The sequence below is a fragment of the Flavobacterium arundinis genome, from assembly GCF_038289855.1.
GTDB lineage: Bacteria > Bacteroidota > Bacteroidia > Flavobacteriales > Flavobacteriaceae > Flavobacterium > Flavobacterium arundinis.
Window position 1 is genome coordinate 1 of sequence record NZ_JBBYHR010000010.1, and the last position, 19,086, is coordinate 19,086.

The following is a 19,086-nucleotide window of genomic DNA, read 5'->3' on the forward strand; positions in this document are numbered from 1 at the left end:
AAAAGGAAATTAAAATGAGGACTTATAAAACAAAAAACAGAAGTAACCAAGAAGCTACTTCTGTCTAAAAAATTGTACTTTTATTATTATTAATCCTGTATCGTTATTTTAGGACTAGTCAATCTCTTCTTCTATCCTCATCTTCTCATTCCCTTAACAAAATTCTCCCCTAAAACCCGTATCTTTGGCTATTCAATTTTTGCCATGATAAAGACCGATTTTTCGACATTAGAACCTAAGAAGAATATACTTATAAAAGGCGCGCAGCTACACAACCTCAAGAACCTTGATGTGGCTATCCCGCGCAACAAGCTGGTGGTGGTTACCGGGCTTTCGGGCTCCGGGAAGTCGAGCCTTGCCTTTGATACCCTTTACGCCGAAGGCCAGCGCCGCTATGTGGAGAGCCTTTCGTCCTATGCGCGCCAGTTCCTCGGCCGCCTTGACAAGCCCAAAGTGGAATATATTAAGGGAATTGCCCCGGCTATCGCTATCGAGCAGAAGGTGAACACCACCAACGCCCGCTCTACCGTGGGCACCAGCACCGAGATATACGATTACCTCAAGCTGCTTTATGCACGCGTGGGCCACACCTACTCCCCTGTTTCGGGCCGTGAGGTGAAAAAGCATACCGTGACCGATGTGATGAATGAGGTGAAACAGCTCGAGGCCGAAAGCCGTTGGCTTCTCCTTGCCCCGGTGCATACCGAGAAAGGCCGCACCATCGAAGAAAAACTGGGAGTACTGCTGCAACAGGGCTTTGCGCGTATTTTGGTTGATAACAAAACGCTGCGCCTGGACGAACTCGAAGGCGTTGATTTTGCAAATAAAGAAGTACTCTTGGTAGTCGACCGTATCGTGGTAAAGGACGAGGAGGAATTCTATAACCGCCTTGCCGATGCTGTGCAAACTGCTTTTTACGAAGGCAAGGGTGCTGCATTTTTACAGGACGTGGCGACCGGCAACCGCATGGTGTTCAGCAATAATTTTGAATTGGACGGCATGACCTTTCCCGAGCCGAACGTACACCTGTTCAGTTTCAATAACCCCTATGGCGCGTGCCCTGCCTGCGAAGGTTATGGCAGCATCATTGGTATTGATGAGGAACTTGTAGTGCCAAATACAGCCTTATCGGTGTTCGAGAACGCCATTTATCCGTGGCGCGGCGAGAGCATGGGCTGGTACCGCGACCAGTTGGTGAACAACGGGCACAAGTTTGATTTCCCTGTGCATAAGCCCTATTTCCAGCTTTCGGAAAGTGACAGGCAACTGATATGGAACGGCAATAAATATTTTACCGGGCTCAACGATTTCTTTACCGAGCTCGAAGAGAAGAATTACAAGATACAGAACCGCGTGATGCTGTCGCGCTACCGCGGCAAGACCAAATGCCCGACGTGCAAAGGCAAACGCCTGAGGCACGAGAGCAGCTATATAAAAATAGCCGACCGCACCATTAGCGACCTGGTAGACCTGCCGATAAAAAACCTCGCTGAGTTTTTCAACGGGCTGGAACTTAATGAATACGATACTATAGTAGCCAAACGCCTCTTGACCGAGATCAACAGCCGCCTGAGCTTTTTGCAGGAGGTCGGCCTTAGCTACCTTACGCTCAACCGCCGTTCGAACACGCTTTCAGGTGGGGAGTCGCAGCGCATTAACCTCGCGACATCGCTGGGCAGCAGCCTTGTGGGCTCGATGTACATACTGGATGAGCCGAGCATCGGCCTGCATCCCAAGGACACCGAAAGGCTCATTACCGTACTCGAAGGCCTGCGCAACCTGGGCAACACCGTTATCGTGGTGGAGCACGACGAGGATATTATGAAAGCCGCTGATATGATCATCGATATTGGCCCTGAAGCAGGTACCCTTGGCGGTGAGCTTGTAGCGCAGGGCACCTATGAAGAAATATTAAAATCCGATTCGCTTACCGCGAAATACCTCAACGGCGACCTCGAAATTTCCGTGCCGAAAAAACGCCGCAAGTTCAAGAACCATATCGACATAATTGGTGCGCGGGAGAACAACCTGCAAAACATCGACGTGACATTCCCGCTGGACTGCCTTACCGTAATCACAGGTGTTTCGGGCAGCGGCAAAAGTACGCTGGTGAAAAAAATATTGTTCCCCGCCCTACAAAAAAAACTGGAAGGTGTGGGCGAAAAGGCTGGCCAGTTCACCGAAATGCAGGGCAGTTATAGCCATATAAAACATATTGAGTACGTTGATCAAAACCCGATAGGGCGCAGCTCGCGTTCCAACCCGGTGACGTATATCAAGGCGTATGACGATATCCGCGACTTGTTCTCGAAACAGAAACTGTCACAGCACAGGGGCTACCAAAGCAAGCACTTTTCCTTCAATGTGGATGGCGGACGCTGCGACACGTGTAAGGGCGAAGGCGAAGTGACCATCGAGATGCAGTTCATGGCCGATGTGCACCTGGAATGCGAAACCTGCAATGGCAAGCGTTTCAAGAAAGAGGTACTCGAAATAACTTTTGAAGGCAAAAATATAGACGACGTACTTACCATGACCGTGGATGATGCCGTAGCGTTCTTCAGTGAGCACAAGCAGGCCAAGATTATGACCAAGCTACAGCCGCTACAGGATGTCGGCTTAGGCTATGTACAGCTGGGGCAGTCCTCCTCTACCCTTTCGGGCGGTGAGGCGCAGCGCATCAAGCTGGCGTCATTCCTTGTAAAAGGCGCGACCAAAGATAAGGTACTATTTGTTTTCGACGAACCTACAACGGGGCTGCATTTCCATGATATCAGGAAGTTATTAGCCTCATTTGAAGCATTGCTTGACAAAGGGCATTCCATTATTGTGATCGAGCACAACCTCGACCTCATCAAATGCGCCGACTACATTATCGACATCGGCCCCGAAGGCGGCGAGAATGGTGGGCATTTAGTAGCGTTCGGAACACCGGAGGAAGTTGCGAAGAATGTGAAGAGTGTGACGGGGGAGTATTTGAGGGGGAAGTTATAGGTTCAGGTAAATTACGAGTTCGTTGCAACGCGACTTCTAACTCATATCGTTCAGTTTGGACTATTGCGGCCTACACAAGTTAGAAGCTCGCGCTAGCGGGGCTCACGTTCGTAAGGAGCGTTAGTTTACTCATATCGACACGAATTTCAAATTCACTATCGATTTAGTAATTTTTACCATCCTCAAAACCTCTTAAATAATCATCAGATTCTCCTGTGCCAAATTTTACAACCTTTTCATCTTTTTCGTCACTAAAAGCAGCAACGATTAAAGCCCCCAATATACCTCCAAAAATCCAAAATGCTTTCATAATAATAAATTTGTTTGCCAAATATAATATATATCTCTTAAATAATTACAATTTTTTATGTCTCCTCCGCTGGCGCGAGCGTCATGCTCTTGCAGATGTCATGATATGTAAGATTGTAATAGCTATCTTTACTCCAGCCAAATATTTTAAAAGCTATGATATACGAAGATGTAAAACATTTTTTAAAGACAAATAAGTTTTTAGAAGAAGATGATTTGCCAATCGTTGAAATATCGTTTAATAAAAACGATTTAAATATCGACTACCTGATTGACATTTATAAAACAAAAAGAATTGTAGCTATACACAATGACAGAATTGATAAAAGAGTTTTGGATTTTATGGAAGATTTAATAGAAAATCTTTCTACTGAGGAAAAAGACGTAAAAATCAGATTAGTAACTGTTAAAGGTTCTAAAGCTTTTAATATTTTTACGAACAATCAGCTATCAAAAACATATGGCGTTTTGTATTTGTAAATTGTAAATTAAAAGTCCACACAATTGCCCAAAGCTATCAATCAATGAACCAACTACTTATCCTTCTCTCCTTAATAGTTTTAACCTCCTGCAACCGCATCACTCCCGGTTCTACCCTATCTGAAAAAGACATAAAACGCATCGGAGAGATCGGCCTTCTCGATAAGAACGAAAAGATAATACGCTTCTATTCGGAAATGGATAACGAGACCGCAGGGAATTTCTTTACCAATAAACGCCTTGCTAAATATTGGCTGGATAAAGATGATCCTGCAAAGACAAAGGTATCTTCAGCCTATTACAAGGACATCAAAACTATCGATACGGTCTACTATGCCGGAGCAACTTACTGCCCTTATATGAAAGTGACCACAAAAGACGGATATACATTCAAGGTTTGTGCCGATGGTGAAAAAGAAGAGATAAAAGCGTTTTTTGAAGAAGCCATGGCGAAGTGGAAATCCAAATCATAAAACTGCTAATATCACCTACAAGCGCAAACTTCCATCACCTACAGGCAACAATAACCCAAAATTTAACGGCACGAGCTGGGACCAACTGGATGAGATATTCCACAGGTATGAAATAATATGCGCAAATATGGATAAGAGCTTTCAGCAAATCCGTTCTTCGAGGGATGAATAAATAATTATCTATTTTGAATTACCATATTGTATTTCAGTCAGCGACAAACTCCTCTATGCCTATGTCATTATTCTTTCCTATTTTTGAAAAATGCATGCACGAATTTTTTTCATAAAAGCAAGGGAAGCCAATAAAGCTATTATATTCCGGCATGGGCCTACAAAATGGATCCGGATGATTATCTGGAACCTTGATGACGACAGCTTTGAGACCGGGCAATGGATCAGTAAGAAAGTACAGGTGAGGCGTAGCGATATTTCCCCTTCCGGCAATTACCTGATCTACCTTATAGATAATGATGATTACCTCCCCAACCGCACTATCAGCCGCACTATTATTAGCCGCCCACCTTACTGGACGGCGCTGGCAGCATGGGAGCATGACAGTACATTATTCGGAACCGGCGGCGGATTGTTTGATAATGAAAATAATGTTGTGCTCAACTTTTACAATCCTGTTGACCCACTCCCCAACTTGCCAATTCCGGCATCTGTAAATATAGCAGCAGCAAAAGTTGGGAATGACTATAATGTTTGGAAAGGGCAGATAAATACATTGCTTGACCATCGCCTGCAAAGGGAAGGGTGGACAGAAATAGCTGATGATGAGTTTGTGGCTGCAGAAACGTTTCGAATAACCCAAAGGACTCCTGATCCCTTCTGGGCTGAACGACAACCTGCAAGCCTTGAACCAATAGTACCGAAGCTTTGGAAAAAAGCAATTACAAACAGCACATCACTATTGAAGATAAGCTTTTACCACAGTGAACATCGTAAAAATTTTGACTTGTTTTATATAGCTAAAAAGTACAAAAAAACGAAACTGGAAGGCATCAAATGGGCTGACACAGATGATAATAAAAGAATTATTGCCACGAAAGAAGGGCGACTTTATGCATCGAAGGTATTAGGTGACGGTTCGGTTGATTATGCCAATCTTGAATTGGTTCTCGACCTGAACTCGCAAGAACCGAAACGTATCCTTACACCTGAAAACATGAAGCGTTGGGATTAAAACTGTTATGCACCGAAGGCTTCCTTGCTTATTACGCTGACATCCAAAACATTGACACTAACGCAGAATTAAAAGCGTTTTTTGAAGAAGCCATCGCGAAGTGGAAAGCGAACAGGTAGTTTCAGTCGCAGTCACAGTTTTCAGTTAGCAAATTACACCAATACAATACAGAGGCAAAAAATCAGTTTATATAGGTAACCTATCACCCTACCTATGAAACAACTTTTACTTGCGCTGTTTGCCACTATTATCCTTATGGCGTGCCAATGGGATAAGACCGCACCTAACGCTTCCATTACTAAGGATCCCGCCAATTACGAAGCCTTTAAAATCTCCATAACCAAACATAAAGCGGAACTTTCGGGCAAACCCTACAGCGAAGTTTCCAGCTATTTCTTCCATCTTGTGAATGACAGTCTTCCCGCCTACTGGAACGGCACTCCCTGGGACTTTTACGGCATGACACGCACCCCACAGCAAGGAGAGATCGCGTGCGGCTATTTTGTTACCAATACACTCGCTGACCTTGGCCTTAAGATCGAACGTGTAAAGCTGGCGCAATGCGCATCGGGCGAGATGATAAAAAAGCTGTGTACCGACATTCATACTTTTTCAGGCATTAAGAATTTTGAAGCCTATATGGATAAACAGCCGGAGAATTCGGTTTTCATTGTCGGGCTGGATTTCCATACGGGTTATATCGTAAAAGATGCAACAGGCAGCTATTTCCTGCACTCTAATTATATCAAAAGGAAAGGTGTAATGAAGGAAAAGATAGGTGAATCAGCGGCATTAGCGAAAAATAAGTTCTTTATGATTGGGAGCCTTACGGCAAATAAAAAACGGCTGGAGGAATGGGTCGGTAAATAGTTCTCAGTCGCGGTCGCAGTTCCCAGTAGTGTCAGTAACTTATAATTGATTTTGCGATATCACGGCTTTGCATTACTTTCGTACTTCGAAAAGCTTTCCTGATGAAAGATTATTATCAAATACTCGGTGTTGCCCCGGCCTCGTCCACTGATGAGATAAAGAAAGCCTACCGTATACTGGCTCTACAGTATCATCCCGACAGGAATGATGGGAATACTGCCAGTGAGGAACGTTTTAAGGAAATAGCTGAATCTTACGAAATACTGGGCGACCTTACCCGCAGGCAGGATTACGACTATCTGGTAGCTAACCCCGGGAAAGTGTTGCGGGCAGCAGACCCAAAAGCTAAAAAAACGGCTGCAACTTTCCTGATCATTTTTAAGGATATCAAAAACAGGGTTTTCAATGCGGGCGGGTACATCAACAAATACGCGTTGTATAAAGTAATGGACGATGTACTTTCAGAGGCGAATATTGCTTTTTTGATACGCACAGGCGATGTGTGTACCATCAACCTGATCATCGATGAAATACTTGTTGCCGGCGTGTTCCTTACTGACGCGTCGAAATCGGCGATACATGACAAACTGCTCAAACTGGCAGATGGAGACCTCAGGACAATAGAAAAAATAGCCGTAATGAACGAAAAAAGCAGCAATCCTTATGAAGCCCCGCAACCTTTAAATTCTAAAGAAACCAAGGGCACAGCCTATTTTTTTATCCTGCTCATCGTGATAATCATTTTGGCACTGGCGGTGTGATTGGGAAATTTTACTATTTTTAACCAATTGTCTGACATCTAAGTAAAAATCGTATGAAAGCATTAGTATTTATAGCAATTATATTTTTGGTGGGTTGTGCTCCAAAAATAGTCAGTACACCATCAGGGCTACAGTACCGTATAGTGCAAAAAGGCTCCGGTGCAGCAGCTAAGGCAGGCGATGAAGTGTTTATATATGAAACCACCAGTTATCGTAATGGGACTGTGCTTTATTCCAACTACGACTCAACATCGCCAGTAAGGGTACTAATAGGCGGCAACCAGGCCACACAGGCTGTAGACGAAGGGCTGCGCGGGATGAGGGAAGGTGAAATACGTGAGCTTACCTGCCCACCTTACCTGGTAAAGCGGAAAGGCTACCCCCCTAATGTATCTCCCGATTCAACACTTGTAATAAAAATCAGGCTGGACAGGATAGTGGCTAAATAATAGTATTGCCGTGATATTATGTACGTTGATTTTGCGTTATAAAAATAGTGTTGAACAATTCCCGAATGAAAGACCATTACAAAATACTTGGCATTACACCCGGTTCTACTCAGGATGAGGTGAAAAAAGCGTACAGGGTTTTGGCCCTCCGCCATCATCCGGACCGGAATAATGGCAGCCGTCAAAGCGAGGAAATATTCAAGGAGATAGCTGAATCGTATATCATCCTGGGAGATCTGTCGAGCAGGAAGGTATACGATGACTGGCGGCACGAGCAAAGCAAACCGGCGGCAGAAAGGCCTGAATCGGGGAATGCAATGGCGGTATCGTTCCTTATGGTTTTCAGGAATATCCGTGAAAGGGTTTTTAATACAGGCGGTACTATAGACGGCACCACTTTATTTGAAATAATCAATGAAGTGCTTAGTACAGAGAACCTCAATTATCTGGTCAGCATAGACGATATTACAACCAACGGACTGATTATCGATGAGTTGGTAATTGCTTCAAAATTTCTTGATGATTCGTCAAAAATAATTCTTTACAGGAAACTGATAAGGCTTGCCCACGGTGACTCCGGGCTGCGCGAAAAAGTATCCGTACTCAGCAACATACGATATAACCCTGTAAAAACGCCCGCGGGCAATGACTATTCTGAAGACTACGCCTACTTGTTTGTCGTGTTTCTTATCGTACTTATATTATTTGGTGTTATAATGGGATAATTGCTACTTTTACTTTAACCAATCAAAAATAAGCAATGCAGCACAAAGGCAAATCAATCCGCCCGTTCATCGGGGCAAAAGACTTCGAAATATCACGCCAATTTTACCGCGACCTCGGTTTCGAGGAAAATGTTATATTCCATAATATGTCGGTCTTCCACAGCGGCGCACTGTCGTTCTACCTGCAGGCCTACTATGTAAAGGACTGGGTAGACAATACCATGGTTTTTATGGAAGTGGAGGATACCGAGCGTTTTTACAACGAGCTCAAAGTGCTGAACCTGCCCGAAAAATATGATGGTGTAAAAGTTGTCCCGGTACGTACGCTGGACTGGGGCAAAGAATGTTTTGTGCACGACCCTTCTGGGGTATTGTGGCACTTTGGGGAATTTTTTTAACTGAGTATTTGACACATAACATTGATGGGCAGGAATAACTGGACTGATGAAAAACTTTTTTCGCGGCTTATGAACAATAAATCGCAGAGGACTTATTGGGATAATATCGCCGCGCTACGGAAAAGGCCAAACAGGGAAGTATTTGATAAAAGCATTTTGCTAATGCAATCAGAAAATGCAAGGTTTAGGGAAATAGGAATAAATGTTTCGGCTCAATTAGGTATTCCTCCGCGGCCTTTTTATAATGAGACTTTAAAATTATATTTTGACCTCTTATCTGGTGAAAATGAACCTGCAGTACTTAGCACTTTGCTATATGCCATCGGCCATAATAATGACAAGCTAACCCACTCACAAATACAAACCTTAGTCTCATTTAAAGACTTCCGAGATAGTTTTGTTAGGGAGGCACTTGTAAATGCCTTGCTGGGTGTTGAGGATGCAATTGCAATTTACACACTACTATATCTTTCTGAAGACACAGCCGCTAGCGTTAGAAATTGGGCTACATTTGGTATTGGGACACTAGTAGATAGCGATAATGAAATGATACGGGCGGCTCTATGGAAAAGAGTAAGCGACCGTAACATAGATACAAAATTTGAAGCGATAGCCGGGCTCGCTAAACGTAAAGATATCAGGATTAAGGATATAATTGAGAAAGAACTGTTAAGCGGAGACTATCAGTCATTACTATTTGACGCTATCACAGATTTGGGTGACATCCATTTTCTGCCAATATTAAAAAGTCAATTAGTTAGCAATGAACAAAATAAAAACGTTAATAATGAATGGCTCAAAAGTTTGAAAAATTGCATTACATCACTTGAAAATAGGACGCCAAACTCCAAATAATTCATATGAAAATTATATTATCAGCACTTTCTACAAAGCTTCTTGATGCCTGGACCGTATTCTTCAATTCTGAAGAGAATGTTGAGATAATACAGGAAGATATCACCACGCTAAAGTGCGATGCTGTGGTAAGCCCGGCCAATTCTTTTGGTTTTATGGATGGTGGGCTTGATCTTGCCTTATCCGAAAGATTTGGGTGGGGAGTTCAGGAAAGGCTACAGCAGCAAATTAAAGGATTGCCGGAAGGTGAGCTTTTAGTTGGTAAAGCTATTGCGATAGAGACCGGCGACAGCGATATACCCTTTTTAATTTCAGCTCCTACCATGCGCATCCCTACGAGCCGGGATATAGATACATCCGTCAATGCCTACCTGGCAATGAAAGCCATTCTGATCACGGCTGTAAATGATCCGCGGATAGCCTCTGTTGCCATACCGGGACTGTGCACAGGAACGGGTAATATGGAGCCACTTATCGCCGCAAGGCAAATGTTTCAGGCCTACAGGGAAATTATCCTTGCCCATCCTATGGATTTCATATCGTTCACTCAGGCTCAGGAATACCATTGGAATATGACCTCTAAAAAATAACAAATGAAAATTGTCTGTTTTTCACTATTGACAATAATACTTCTTTCCTGTAATAAATCGAAAGAAAAAGATCTGTCTGCAAAACAAAATGACACTATTGTAGTTTATAATTCGGTTAATTATGCTATGCAGAGTGGTAACAAAAAGAATAATAAAAAAATATTTAAAATAATTGATACCGCATGTATTAATGGAAACAATCGTGCCGCAAAAGAAATAAGAAAAGGGCATTATATATATTATTTTGGCGCTGGTTTTGGTTATTCGAACGATAAGATGGAATATGTAAAAAAGGCTTTTACAAAAAAAGGTATTCTCGTAAATTATTATATTGTTGGATGTTCCGGCCCAATCCAGGATGGAGAATTTAAATTTCAATGTTATGAAAAAGCAATGAATGCTGCATTTGAGAAGAAATATGGAACGAAATTCTTAAATTCTGTAAAAAAAGATCATGATTTATTTTACCAGGAATATGTCGATAAAAAATATAATGAAAATTAAGACTATGAAAACAATACACCTCCTCCTCTTAACCCTTCTCTCCTTCACCGCATTCGCACAGGAGCAAAATAAGGATTCCATTTACATGCGCCAAAACTACGAGAAGTTCGAATACCGTATCCCAATGCGTGACGGTGCCCAGCTCTTTACGGTGGTATATGTGCCAAAGGATAAGTCGAAGACTTACCCGATACTGATGAACCGCACCTGCTACAATGCCTCCGGCTATGCAGACTACAAAACCCATGGACATCCGTCCAGCTACCTTGTAAAGGACAAATACATCCTCGTTTTCCAGGACGTTCGCGGCCGCTATATGTCGGATGGCATGTTCGATAACATGACACCTAACATTACCGGCAATGACCGTAAGAACAAGAAAGCCATTGATGAAAGTTCCGATACCTGGGACTCGATAGAATGGATGCTAAAAAATATTAAAGGCAATAATGGAAAAGTCGGAATATATGGTATCTCCTATCCCGGGTTTTACAGCGCTGCTGCCCTGCCCGATGCCCACCCTGCATTGAAAGCCGTATCGCCACAGGCACCGGTTTCTGATTTCTTCTTTGACGATTTCCACCACATGGGGGCTTATCTCGAAAGCTATACGCCGGCGTTTGCAGTGTTCGGATACCAAAAAAACGGTAATACAAAAGACAACTGGTTTGAAAGTGCACTAATGCGTATGTATGGGAACCCATCTAAAGATGCCTATGATTTTTACCTGCGCCTTGGGCCATTGAAAAACATTACCGAAAAGTACCATTATGATAACTTCTTTTGGAACCAGATCATAAACCATCCAAACTACGATGAGTTCTGGCAAAAGAGGAGCATCCTCCCCCACCTGAAGAATATAACGCCTGCTGTAATGACCGTTGGCGGATGGTTTGATGCCGAAGACCTTTCCGGCCCGCTGAACATTTACAAAGCAATTGAGAAATCTACGCCTACTGCAAAGAACACGATCGTGATGGGCCCGTGGTCGCATGGCGCATGGGCACGTGAGGGAGGCAAGTCTACACACAACCATATTTATTTTGGCGACAGCATTTCCACTTTTTACCAAAGGGATATTGAGCGCAAGTTCTTCGCCTATTACTTAAAAGATGGTGTAAACCCCAACCTGCCCGAAGCCTATATGTTTGACACGGGCGTAAAGAAATGGAAAACCTTTGATGTATGGCCTCCGAAAGCCACTGCCAATACAAAGCTTTATTTTGGCGAAAAAGGAAAACTGGGTATCAACAAAGTGCTTAATGACAAAGCAGTCTTTGAATACATTAGTGACCCTGCCAAGCCGGTGCCGTACACTTCACAGATCGAGGGGCTGACCTTCACGCCGCGCAACTTTATGTCGGATGACCAGCGGAATGCAGCCCGCAGGCCGGATGTGCTGACATTTGAGTCGGAAGTGCTGACAGATGACATGGAGCTTTCCGGAGAGATCATGGCAAAACTGGACGTTTCGATGACAGGTACCGATGCCGACTTTATAGTAAAGCTTATCGATGTGTATCCTGATGACGAACCCAACTATGAAGATAACCCAAAAAATATCGTGATGGGAGATTACCAGCAATTGGTACGTTCGGAAGTATTCAGGGGGCGTTTCAGGAACAGCTTTGAGAAGCCTGAGCCTTTTGTCCCTAACCAAATAACGAAAGTAAATATTCCATTACAGGATATATTGCACACCTTCAAAAAAGGCCACCGCATTATGATACAGGTACACAGCACATGGTTCCCTTATATCGACCGCAACCCGCAGAAATATGTGGATAACATCTACAAAGCTAATGAGGAGGATTTTATAAAGTCTACTATAAGGATTTACGGAAGCTCGGTTATTGAGATAGGGAAAAGGTAGAAGTGATTATTTTTTATTTTCTATTTATTATCGACCGACAGTATATAAGGTGTGGGTTAATTTTATAAGGATGTTAAAAATCCGACAACCGTCAACCATCAACCGACAACCATTTCGTAACTTAGAGTTATGAAATTAGCTACTTATAACGTTAACGGTGTCAATGGCCGCCTTAACGTCCTCCTGAAATGGCTTGAAGAAGCAAAACCTGATGTGGCCTGCCTTCAGGAACTCAAAGCGCCGCAGGAGAAATTCCCGATAGATGCTATTGAAGCAGCAGGCTACCAGGCAATCTGGCACGGGCAGAAGCAATGGAACGGCGTTGCCATACTCGTAAAGGATGGCATTGAGATGAAGGAAGTCGGGCGCGGTTTGCCGGGCGACCCGGAGGACCTGCAAAGCCGCTATATCGAGGCGCTTGTAAATGGCGTACTCGTGTGCTGCCTCTACCTGCCGAATGGCAATCCTGCACCGGGGCCAAAATTTGATTATAAGCTCAAATGGTTCGACCGCCTTGCTATTCGTGCCAAACAGCTTTTGGAATTCAAAATTCCGGTAGTGCTGATGGGTGATTTCAATGTAATGCCAACCGAACTGGATGTATACAAGCCGGAACGCTGGGTAGATGATGCGCTCTTCCGCCCCGAGATCCGCGAGGCATTCCACAACCTTTTGGCACAGGGCTGGACTGATGCCATACGTACCCTCTACCCTGACGAGAAAATTTATACCTTTTGGGATTATTTCCGCAATGCTTATGGGCGAGACGCGGGCCTTCGCATCGACCATTTCCTGCTGAGCAGCGAGCTGAAAGGAAAACTGAAAGCGGGTGGTGTAGATAAGCACGTACGTGGTTGGGAAAAGACCAGCGACCATGCGCCTGTATGGATAGAACTCAATGTTTAGGAGTTTCGGGTTCCTTAATCTTATGGAATCAGATATAGAGAATTATCTTTGAAGGATTAGAGAGATTTTTGTTACATTTGACAGCTTCACGCTAAATTTTAAAATGAAAAAACGATACATACTATTAATCCATTTCGGGATTTTTATCATATTGTTCCTGCTTTGCTTTTTTTCATCCGAAGCATTGCTGAATTGGCTGATGCCCGGTTTCTACGATGTTAGTAACTGGATTATGTTGGTATCCTTCGAAACGGTTGTACTGTTCATCGCAATAACTGTTTCCTGTACCATTTTTATCAGAAAACAATTGAAATGATTAATAAGCCAATTAAGATATTACTATTCCATTATTTTATTGTACGAATTTAGGTTGTTTAAATAATAATCCTATTTTTGTTTGAAAACCAATCTAACCTGCCACATTATCATTTGAGGCACTAAAAACCACATTTATGAATTACGTTTACATTGGAGGAGGAATTGTAGTCCTCTTCATTATTTATTCCCTTTTTGCTGCGAAAAAGAGCCTGAAAAAAGCACCTGAAAAATTGATAGAGGCCCGTACAAAATTTAATGCAGGCGAAACCAATGCTGCCCTGAGGACACTTGGGGAAGCTTTTGTGATACCGCTTAACGACCATGTGGATGCCGTGCACAAAGCACATTTGCTTGCAGTATTGGACCTGTTAAAGCAAATATTTGCAGAAATGAACATTTCAGGAGCAAAGCTTATTGATCCACTTTATGACAAGCTGAGCAATTCTGTTAATGCTACCGTGGTACTAAATGAAGGGAATTATAAGCCACTTCAGGATTTCTTCGATGAGACCGATTCTGATGCAAAATTAGTTAAGTACCTGAAAGAATCCGTTTTTGGCGGGGAGATAGGCGTTACATCTTCGGCTTCGGAAAGCTCGTCGTTTCCTGAAACCAGCAGCAGGACTACACCTTTTATTAATACTGCCGGAAAGCTTATCATGGGACGCAAATACCAGGACGCTGTCAATGTTTATAAAGATGCGCTTACGCAGGAATGGGACGATACCGACAAAGCGTTCCTACACGACCAGCTCGCTACGTGCTACCTTATGAATAAAGACCTCACCAATGCCGAAGCCAATTATAAGGAAAGCATTGCCATCAAATCGTATTTCCTTAATAACTGGAACTATTGCGACTTCCTGGTGTACCACAAGCGCAAGGCAGATGCCGAGGTACAGCTTCCAAAAGTAGAGGCACAAATTGGTACGCCTTCTGACAGGAAAGAATACAACAAACTACTGAAAAACTATGAGGCTCTGAAATAGGCCATGGTCAAATTATATAAAAAGGGCTGTCTCACATTTGAGACAGCCCTTTTTGTTAGTAAGATCCGTGATCAATATTTCACATCCTTCACATTTGCGCCTTTGAATGTCGCATCGGTGGTATTAGCCCCAGTAAAGTCGGCACCGGTACAGTTGGTGATCTCAAAATCGGCACCGGTAAGGTCTGTATCCCTGAAGTTGGCTCCTGTAAGATCCGAACCTGTAAAATCAACATTGGTAAGGTTCGCATCCTCAAAATTGGCACCACGGAAGAAACCATTGGTAAACAGCGAGCCTGTAAGGTCGGCACCGTTAAAGTCCACGCCATCCGCCATACAACCCGTGAATTCAGATGCACGGAGATCCTCATCCGCAAAACTAAAATTTTTAGGTAATGTTCTCATGCCCGTCTTAAACTGTTTTCCCGCCTTTGTCTGTGTCATATAAATATTAAGCGGTACCCCGGCAGTGTGCAATTGTTCAAAACGGCCATCGTCGCCACCGGCCTCAAGGAATTCTGCGTGTGCCTCAAGCATCCCGAGGATAGCTTCTTCAGTGAGTGTTTGATGTTTTGTCATGCTCTCGATAAGCTGCATATCAATCTCATCTTCCCTTGGCTCCACATCGGATAAAGGGAAAAGCTCTCCCAGTGTATTATCCGCATTTTCGTCAACATACGTCAAAGGAATTTTATTGCCTTCGCCGGTTGCTTCAAAATGAGCCATCATGTCGATACGCACCTGTTTTTTCACCTCTTCATCTTCACTCCTCAATTTGTAAGATGTAAGCCATTCATTGCTAAAAGGCTTTACGTTGACAAGCAATATCTCTTCAAGATTTAGTTTCAATTTTGCAGGGACATTTTTCGAAGGCATATTCAGTAAAGTACCAAAATCATCAGGCGCATATTGCCCGTGCCTGAAGAACGTGCTGATATCTTTAGAGGCTGCCATCATCCCTTTAATGCACCACAGCTCCACATTGTCTTCCCTGAATTCGATAGTAGCATGCTCATTCCTTTCGATAAGGGCCTTAAAATCGCCATGCTCTATCGCTATCTGTGTAACGCTGTTGAGTAATGCCGTGCAGAAATGGTCTTTTATATCTTCGTAGGTTACGTGGCCTTCAAACTCGATGTACATTTCCATACCGGTACCGTTGTATTCCAGGTTGGCATCCGAACGTTCCGAAGAATAGACATCGCTTAGACCATCAGTGATCACTATAGTTGAATCTTTGGTATAAATAACCCGTAACACCTCCGAAGTGTGGTAGTGGCTTCCTTCCGGCCAGCTGTGGCTGCGAAAACCGCCTACGCTAAGATAGATAGGCACCGGAAGCACTGTACCCAGGGTTTTGTAAAATTCAGTCCTAATCCGAATTGCCTCAGCCTGCGCGTCCATGCGCTTTTTATATTCGGCCTCCAATGCTATGTTCTCATTCGCTGCCTCTAACTTCGCTATTCCGTATTGTTCAAACGCCGGTTGCGACTGTATCGTAAAAGTATCGCCTTCAAGCTTATAATATAACTTTTCCACGTTACCGCCCAACGCTTTGTACAGGCACTTAATAAGGTCGGCATCAGCAGGTGATGAACCCGATGTTGTCCTGGTTGAAAGTACCACAGTCTCATCGGTATAAATACCTAGTTCGTCAGCCTGCTTTTCAAACCTCATGATGGCCTCGCTTTTTATAAATTCAGGATTATCATTAGCATATTTTACCGCATTCTCCCTGATTTCTTTTTTAAGGTCGGCCAACAGGTGCTCTACATCCATTATCAGCATTTCCATCGGTTGCCCCTTGGTATAGGTAAGGCGGATTTTAGTATTGGCTGGCAACCCTCGGTAAAGGTCGCTTATAGAAAGGTCGCCCCTCATATTATCCATTACATCTTCGAGCGCTTCAAGCCCTTCTGTAATGGGGTCGGGATTCTGTTTAGCACGCCATGAATTATAGCTCTTGCCTTCATACATCATGAACACACCGCCGCCACTGCTGCCGTATTGCGATTTGTAAAATTCCTGATGGTAGGTACGCCCTTCTTTCAAATGAGGGTCAAGGTGTGCGCTGATGCGCTCCATAAGTTCCAATTTTTCAGTTGAAATATTCATTATATAGTTTTAAGGTTATAGTCCCGAAATATATAAATTTTGATTTTAAGTTATCTTTAAGAAGTGAAATATTACAGAATAAATGAACATTCGCTGGGGTTTTGTGGATAAGCGTTTTAGAATGAAAATAATTTTTATAATTATACTATTGATTATAAACACATAATATTATAAGATTATACTTTCAACTATAACGTTTGCGAAGTTTGGCACGGCATTTGGATTACGGTAACCAGGAACACAATTTAAATGTTTCTGCGGAAGCCGAAAAGCACAGAGTAGGCGCCATATTAAATTTTAAATGTCATGAAAAAAATTACCTTTTTAGTTGCCGGATTACTCCTCAGCGGTAGCCTGGCCTTAGCGTCAGAATCAACAATTTTTTCTGGCAACCCAACACATTACGCAATTGATTACAGGGAAGCCGAACCAATCGTGTTCATGGAACGCGGCATTGAGTTCCTCGTTTTCCCGAACGGCGAAATGGATTTCAACACTGAGCCTTCAACAGGTGGTGGGACTTACTATCGCAGAAGCGACCGCAACCAGTCTAATGCTACTTATGGCGCACCAAACACCTACAGCAACGGGCGCGGCGTAAGGGTAGAACACGATTACAATGGCCGTGTTCGACGTGTAGGCAACGTGTTTATCAACTACGATGCACGAGGCCGTGTAAAACGTATCGGTACCATATATATGAGCTATAACAGCTTTGCACTGGCACAAATAGGGAACCTTCGCCTGATATACAACCGTTCAGGTCAGATCATAGATGCTATCGGCTTTATCAACGCGAACAACCGCAGCTACGCTTATCAAGCCTGTACTACCGGAAACTACAATGATGGTAGTTATAATGGAGGTGGCTACAACGGCGGCGCAAGCGATTATGACGACAACGATGTTTACTACCGCAAGCCTGCCACAGGTACAAGAGGATAAACTATTATTTATAACTGAAAGCCGCTTTTTTTTGCGGCTTTTTCTATTTTAAAAATTTGTAAGATAATTTTTAGCATTGACCCGCGTTGATACAGTACCAACACCTATCGTACCTATGCTCACCTTCAAAAGAAACTATTTCATCCTTACCGTACTGCTTTTCATTACCGAAGTGCTTATTGCGCTATATGTTCACGACAGGATTATCAGGCCCTATATAGGCGATGTGCTTGTGGTAATCCTCATTTATTGCTTTGTAAAATCGTTTTTCAGACTGCCGGATGTTCCGGTGGCAATTGGCGTATTGCTTTTTGCCTTTTTGGTAGAAACATTGCAGTACCTTAAAATTGTCGAAGTAATCGGCCTGCAGGATTCCAAATTCTTCAGCACGATAATGGGGACTTCTTTCGCATGGATGGATATGCTGACGTATGTTATCGGGATCGGAATCGTGCTTATTGTTGAAAAAAAAAGGAAGAAATAAATTACAAAAAAAAGATTTGGTCGATCGCTTTATTTACATTTACATTCTGTAAGTGATCCTTTACCTAACGAATGAAATTAACAAAGTACTGCCTTATTATTTTGTTGTTGGCATTTTTCTCCTGTAACAATGACGACCACCATACAACTATTGCTGAAACAAGCTATGAACCCGGGGTTGTGCTCACTTTTGATGATGATTATGTTGATGACTGGACCGCCGTCCACGCTATTTTAAAGGAATATGACTGGCGGACCACTTTCTTTGTGACAAAATTCGCAGAGTTGGATGCGTCCGAAATTGAGCAATTGCACGCGTTAAAAAATTACGGACATGAAATCGCGGCTCACGGCCTGAACCATATTGATGCAAGGAATTATATAGCCCAACATGGAGCGGATGCCTATCTGGAACATGAAATATATCCTATGGTTTCATTGATGGATGCAAACGGGCTGCATACCCGATCGTTTGCTTATCCGTTTGGATCTCGAAATCCCACGACCGATGGCGTACTCTTCGATGAATTTACGATGCTGCGCGGCACAACCTATGGCCAGCTTCCAGTTGCTTCGCATAATTGCTATTATACCGGCAACCGGCTTGTGTATGGACTGGGGCTTGATAACAGTTATGCCCATTTCAGCCTCAACTACGTCCTGTCGCTTTTGGAATATGCAAAAAGCCATAATAAAATCGTGATCTTTTATGCGCACAGGCCTGTCAATACAGTCAATGGCGAGTACCAGACAGAATACCAAACGCTCAGTGCTATCTGCGATTACGTAAAAACGAACAATATGAGGTTTTACACGATATCGGAGCTTGATGATCTGTAATTTTCAGGTATTTGCCGATAGAAT

The 19,086-nt window shown here is 43.2% G+C and carries 22 protein-coding genes; 20 read left to right on the forward strand and 2 right to left on the reverse strand.

The annotated features are described in order from the left end of the window. Positions 1 to 204: 204 nt before the first annotated feature. A complete protein-coding gene (gene uvrA, locus AAEO56_RS15985) occupies positions 205 to 2,994 on the forward strand; it encodes an excinuclease ABC subunit UvrA (protein WP_341698070.1) in 2,790 nt (929 codons plus the stop codon). A 163-nt stretch (positions 2,995 to 3,157) separates the two neighbouring features. Here uvrA and AAEO56_RS15990 read toward each other — a convergent pair whose 3' ends face one another. Then, positions 3,158 to 3,304: a hypothetical protein gene (locus AAEO56_RS15990; RefSeq protein ID WP_341698071.1), complete on the reverse strand. Its 147-nt coding sequence runs from the start codon at positions 3,302 to 3,304 to the stop codon at positions 3,158 to 3,160. Positions 3,305 to 3,459: 155 nt separating this feature from the next. On the opposite strand from AAEO56_RS15990, the gene AAEO56_RS15995 reads away from it, so the two are divergent. The 16 genes from AAEO56_RS15995 to AAEO56_RS16070 all read left to right on the forward strand — a co-directional run bounded on the left by AAEO56_RS15995 (position 3,460) and on the right by AAEO56_RS16070 (position 14,680). Next, positions 3,460 to 3,783: a hypothetical protein gene (locus tag AAEO56_RS15995; RefSeq protein WP_341698072.1), complete on the forward strand. Its 324-nt coding sequence runs from the start codon at positions 3,460 to 3,462 to the stop codon at positions 3,781 to 3,783. Between the two features lie 44 nt (positions 3,784 to 3,827). After that, positions 3,828 to 4,256 (forward strand): hypothetical protein, encoded by a 429-nt coding sequence (locus AAEO56_RS16000; protein WP_341698073.1) that lies wholly within the window; start codon positions 3,828 to 3,830, stop codon positions 4,254 to 4,256. Between the two features lie 262 nt (positions 4,257 to 4,518). Next, positions 4,519 to 5,442 (forward strand): hypothetical protein, encoded by a 924-nt coding sequence (locus AAEO56_RS16005; protein ID WP_341698074.1) that lies wholly within the window; start codon positions 4,519 to 4,521, stop codon positions 5,440 to 5,442. Further along, a complete protein-coding gene (locus tag AAEO56_RS16010) occupies positions 5,433 to 5,561 on the forward strand; it encodes a hypothetical protein (protein WP_341698075.1) in 129 nt (42 codons plus the stop codon). Before AAEO56_RS16005 ends, AAEO56_RS16010 begins: the two co-directional genes overlap by 10 nt. A gap of 94 nt (positions 5,562 to 5,655) precedes the next feature. After that, the gene (locus tag AAEO56_RS16015; RefSeq protein ID WP_341698076.1) at positions 5,656 to 6,312 is read left to right on the forward strand and encodes a hypothetical protein; all 657 of its coding nucleotides are present in this window, start codon (positions 5,656 to 5,658) and stop codon (positions 6,310 to 6,312) included. A gap of 101 nt (positions 6,313 to 6,413) precedes the next feature. Continuing rightward, entirely contained in the window at positions 6,414 to 7,073 is a 660-nt protein-coding gene (locus tag AAEO56_RS16020) for a DnaJ domain-containing protein (protein ID WP_341698077.1), read from the forward strand. Between the two features lie 53 nt (positions 7,074 to 7,126). Then, positions 7,127 to 7,522: an FKBP-type peptidyl-prolyl cis-trans isomerase gene (locus AAEO56_RS16025; protein WP_341698078.1), complete on the forward strand. Its 396-nt coding sequence runs from the start codon at positions 7,127 to 7,129 to the stop codon at positions 7,520 to 7,522. Positions 7,523 to 7,587: 65 nt separating this feature from the next. Next, the gene (locus AAEO56_RS16030; RefSeq protein ID WP_341698079.1) at positions 7,588 to 8,247 is read left to right on the forward strand and encodes a J domain-containing protein; all 660 of its coding nucleotides are present in this window, start codon (positions 7,588 to 7,590) and stop codon (positions 8,245 to 8,247) included. A gap of 35 nt (positions 8,248 to 8,282) precedes the next feature. Beyond that, positions 8,283 to 8,645 (forward strand): VOC family protein, encoded by a 363-nt coding sequence (locus tag AAEO56_RS16035; RefSeq protein WP_341698080.1) that lies wholly within the window; start codon positions 8,283 to 8,285, stop codon positions 8,643 to 8,645. A 24-nt stretch (positions 8,646 to 8,669) separates the two neighbouring features. Beyond that, positions 8,670 to 9,500 carry a hypothetical protein gene (locus tag AAEO56_RS16040; protein WP_341698081.1) on the forward strand — a complete coding sequence of 277 codons (831 nt, stop codon included), beginning with the start codon at positions 8,670 to 8,672 and terminating at the stop codon, positions 9,498 to 9,500. A gap of 5 nt (positions 9,501 to 9,505) precedes the next feature. Beyond that, complete coding sequence (locus tag AAEO56_RS16045) at positions 9,506 to 10,090, forward strand: macro domain-containing protein (RefSeq protein WP_341698082.1); 585 nt, start codon at positions 9,506 to 9,508, stop codon at positions 10,088 to 10,090. Positions 10,091 to 10,093: 3 nt separating this feature from the next. After that, positions 10,094 to 10,594: a hypothetical protein gene (locus tag AAEO56_RS16050; RefSeq protein WP_341698083.1), complete on the forward strand. Its 501-nt coding sequence runs from the start codon at positions 10,094 to 10,096 to the stop codon at positions 10,592 to 10,594. A 4-nt stretch (positions 10,595 to 10,598) separates the two neighbouring features. Next, a complete protein-coding gene (locus AAEO56_RS16055; RefSeq protein ID WP_341698084.1) occupies positions 10,599 to 12,467 on the forward strand; it encodes a CocE/NonD family hydrolase in 1,869 nt (622 codons plus the stop codon). A 129-nt stretch (positions 12,468 to 12,596) separates the two neighbouring features. After that, positions 12,597 to 13,373 carry an exodeoxyribonuclease III gene (gene xth / locus AAEO56_RS16060; protein WP_341698085.1) on the forward strand — a complete coding sequence of 259 codons (777 nt, stop codon included), beginning with the start codon at positions 12,597 to 12,599 and terminating at the stop codon, positions 13,371 to 13,373. 103 nt (positions 13,374 to 13,476) lie between these two features. After that, on the forward strand, positions 13,477 to 13,689 hold the full coding sequence (locus AAEO56_RS16065; protein WP_341698086.1) for a hypothetical protein: 213 nt from the start codon (positions 13,477 to 13,479) through the stop codon (positions 13,687 to 13,689). Between the two features lie 136 nt (positions 13,690 to 13,825). Continuing rightward, positions 13,826 to 14,680 (forward strand): tetratricopeptide repeat protein, encoded by an 855-nt coding sequence (locus AAEO56_RS16070; RefSeq protein WP_341698087.1) that lies wholly within the window; start codon positions 13,826 to 13,828, stop codon positions 14,678 to 14,680. Positions 14,681 to 14,751: 71 nt separating this feature from the next. Here the strand turns inward: AAEO56_RS16070 and AAEO56_RS16075 are convergent, their stop codons facing one another. After that, positions 14,752 to 16,794: a pentapeptide repeat-containing protein gene (locus tag AAEO56_RS16075; RefSeq protein WP_341698088.1), complete on the reverse strand. Its 2,043-nt coding sequence runs from the start codon at positions 16,792 to 16,794 to the stop codon at positions 14,752 to 14,754. A 306-nt stretch (positions 16,795 to 17,100) separates the two neighbouring features. Between AAEO56_RS16075 and AAEO56_RS16080 the strand changes: the two genes are divergently transcribed. The 3 genes from AAEO56_RS16080 (at position 17,101) to AAEO56_RS16090 (ending at position 19,062) form a co-directional block, all read left to right on the forward strand. Further along, on the forward strand, positions 17,101 to 17,739 hold the full coding sequence (locus AAEO56_RS16080) for a hypothetical protein (protein WP_341698089.1): 639 nt from the start codon (positions 17,101 to 17,103) through the stop codon (positions 17,737 to 17,739). A gap of 76 nt (positions 17,740 to 17,815) precedes the next feature. Next, positions 17,816 to 18,223: a ribosomal maturation YjgA family protein gene (locus tag AAEO56_RS16085; protein WP_341698090.1), complete on the forward strand. Its 408-nt coding sequence runs from the start codon at positions 17,816 to 17,818 to the stop codon at positions 18,221 to 18,223. 71 nt (positions 18,224 to 18,294) lie between these two features. Then, positions 18,295 to 19,062, forward strand: a complete 768-nt coding sequence (locus tag AAEO56_RS16090) for a polysaccharide deacetylase family protein (RefSeq protein WP_341698091.1) — start codon at positions 18,295 to 18,297, stop codon at positions 19,060 to 19,062. Positions 19,063 to 19,086 lie beyond the last annotated feature (24 nt).

What these genes read in the sequence shown, in the direction of transcription:
- AAEO56_RS16015 (WP_341698076.1), top strand. Translation starts at nt 5,656, where the DNA reads ATGAAACAACTTTTACTTGCGCTGTTTGCCACTATTATCCTTATGGCG.
- AAEO56_RS16080 (WP_341698089.1), top strand. Translation starts at nt 17,101, where the DNA reads ATGAAAAAAATTACCTTTTTAGTTGCCGGATTACTCCTCAGCGGTAGC.
- AAEO56_RS16055 (WP_341698084.1), top strand. Translation starts at nt 10,599, where the DNA reads ATGAAAACAATACACCTCCTCCTCTTAACCCTTCTCTCCTTCACCGCA.
- AAEO56_RS16000 (WP_341698073.1), top strand. Translation starts at nt 3,828, where the DNA reads ATGAACCAACTACTTATCCTTCTCTCCTTAATAGTTTTAACCTCCTGC.
- AAEO56_RS16020 (WP_341698077.1), top strand. Translation starts at nt 6,414, where the DNA reads ATGAAAGATTATTATCAAATACTCGGTGTTGCCCCGGCCTCGTCCACT.
- AAEO56_RS15995 (WP_341698072.1), top strand. Translation starts at nt 3,460, where the DNA reads ATGATATACGAAGATGTAAAACATTTTTTAAAGACAAATAAGTTTTTA.
- AAEO56_RS16070 (WP_341698087.1), top strand. Translation starts at nt 13,826, where the DNA reads ATGAATTACGTTTACATTGGAGGAGGAATTGTAGTCCTCTTCATTATT.
- AAEO56_RS16090 (WP_341698091.1), top strand. Translation starts at nt 18,295, where the DNA reads ATGAAATTAACAAAGTACTGCCTTATTATTTTGTTGTTGGCATTTTTC.
- AAEO56_RS16035 (WP_341698080.1), top strand. Translation starts at nt 8,283, where the DNA reads ATGCAGCACAAAGGCAAATCAATCCGCCCGTTCATCGGGGCAAAAGAC.
- AAEO56_RS16075 (WP_341698088.1), bottom strand. Translation starts at nt 16,794, where the DNA reads ATGAATATTTCAACTGAAAAATTGGAACTTATGGAGCGCATCAGCGCA.
- xth (WP_341698085.1), top strand. Translation starts at nt 12,597, where the DNA reads ATGAAATTAGCTACTTATAACGTTAACGGTGTCAATGGCCGCCTTAAC.
- AAEO56_RS16005 (WP_341698074.1), top strand. Translation starts at nt 4,519, where the DNA reads ATGCATGCACGAATTTTTTTCATAAAAGCAAGGGAAGCCAATAAAGCT.
- AAEO56_RS15990 (WP_341698071.1), bottom strand. Translation starts at nt 3,304, where the DNA reads ATGAAAGCATTTTGGATTTTTGGAGGTATATTGGGGGCTTTAATCGTT.
- AAEO56_RS16045 (WP_341698082.1), top strand. Translation starts at nt 9,506, where the DNA reads ATGAAAATTATATTATCAGCACTTTCTACAAAGCTTCTTGATGCCTGG.
- AAEO56_RS16065 (WP_341698086.1), top strand. Translation starts at nt 13,477, where the DNA reads ATGAAAAAACGATACATACTATTAATCCATTTCGGGATTTTTATCATA.
- AAEO56_RS16050 (WP_341698083.1), top strand. Translation starts at nt 10,094, where the DNA reads ATGAAAATTGTCTGTTTTTCACTATTGACAATAATACTTCTTTCCTGT.
- AAEO56_RS16040 (WP_341698081.1), top strand. Translation starts at nt 8,670, where the DNA reads ATGGGCAGGAATAACTGGACTGATGAAAAACTTTTTTCGCGGCTTATG.
- AAEO56_RS16030 (WP_341698079.1), top strand. Translation starts at nt 7,588, where the DNA reads ATGAAAGACCATTACAAAATACTTGGCATTACACCCGGTTCTACTCAG.
- AAEO56_RS16025 (WP_341698078.1), top strand. Translation starts at nt 7,127, where the DNA reads ATGAAAGCATTAGTATTTATAGCAATTATATTTTTGGTGGGTTGTGCT.
- uvrA (WP_341698070.1), top strand. Translation starts at nt 205, where the DNA reads ATGATAAAGACCGATTTTTCGACATTAGAACCTAAGAAGAATATACTT.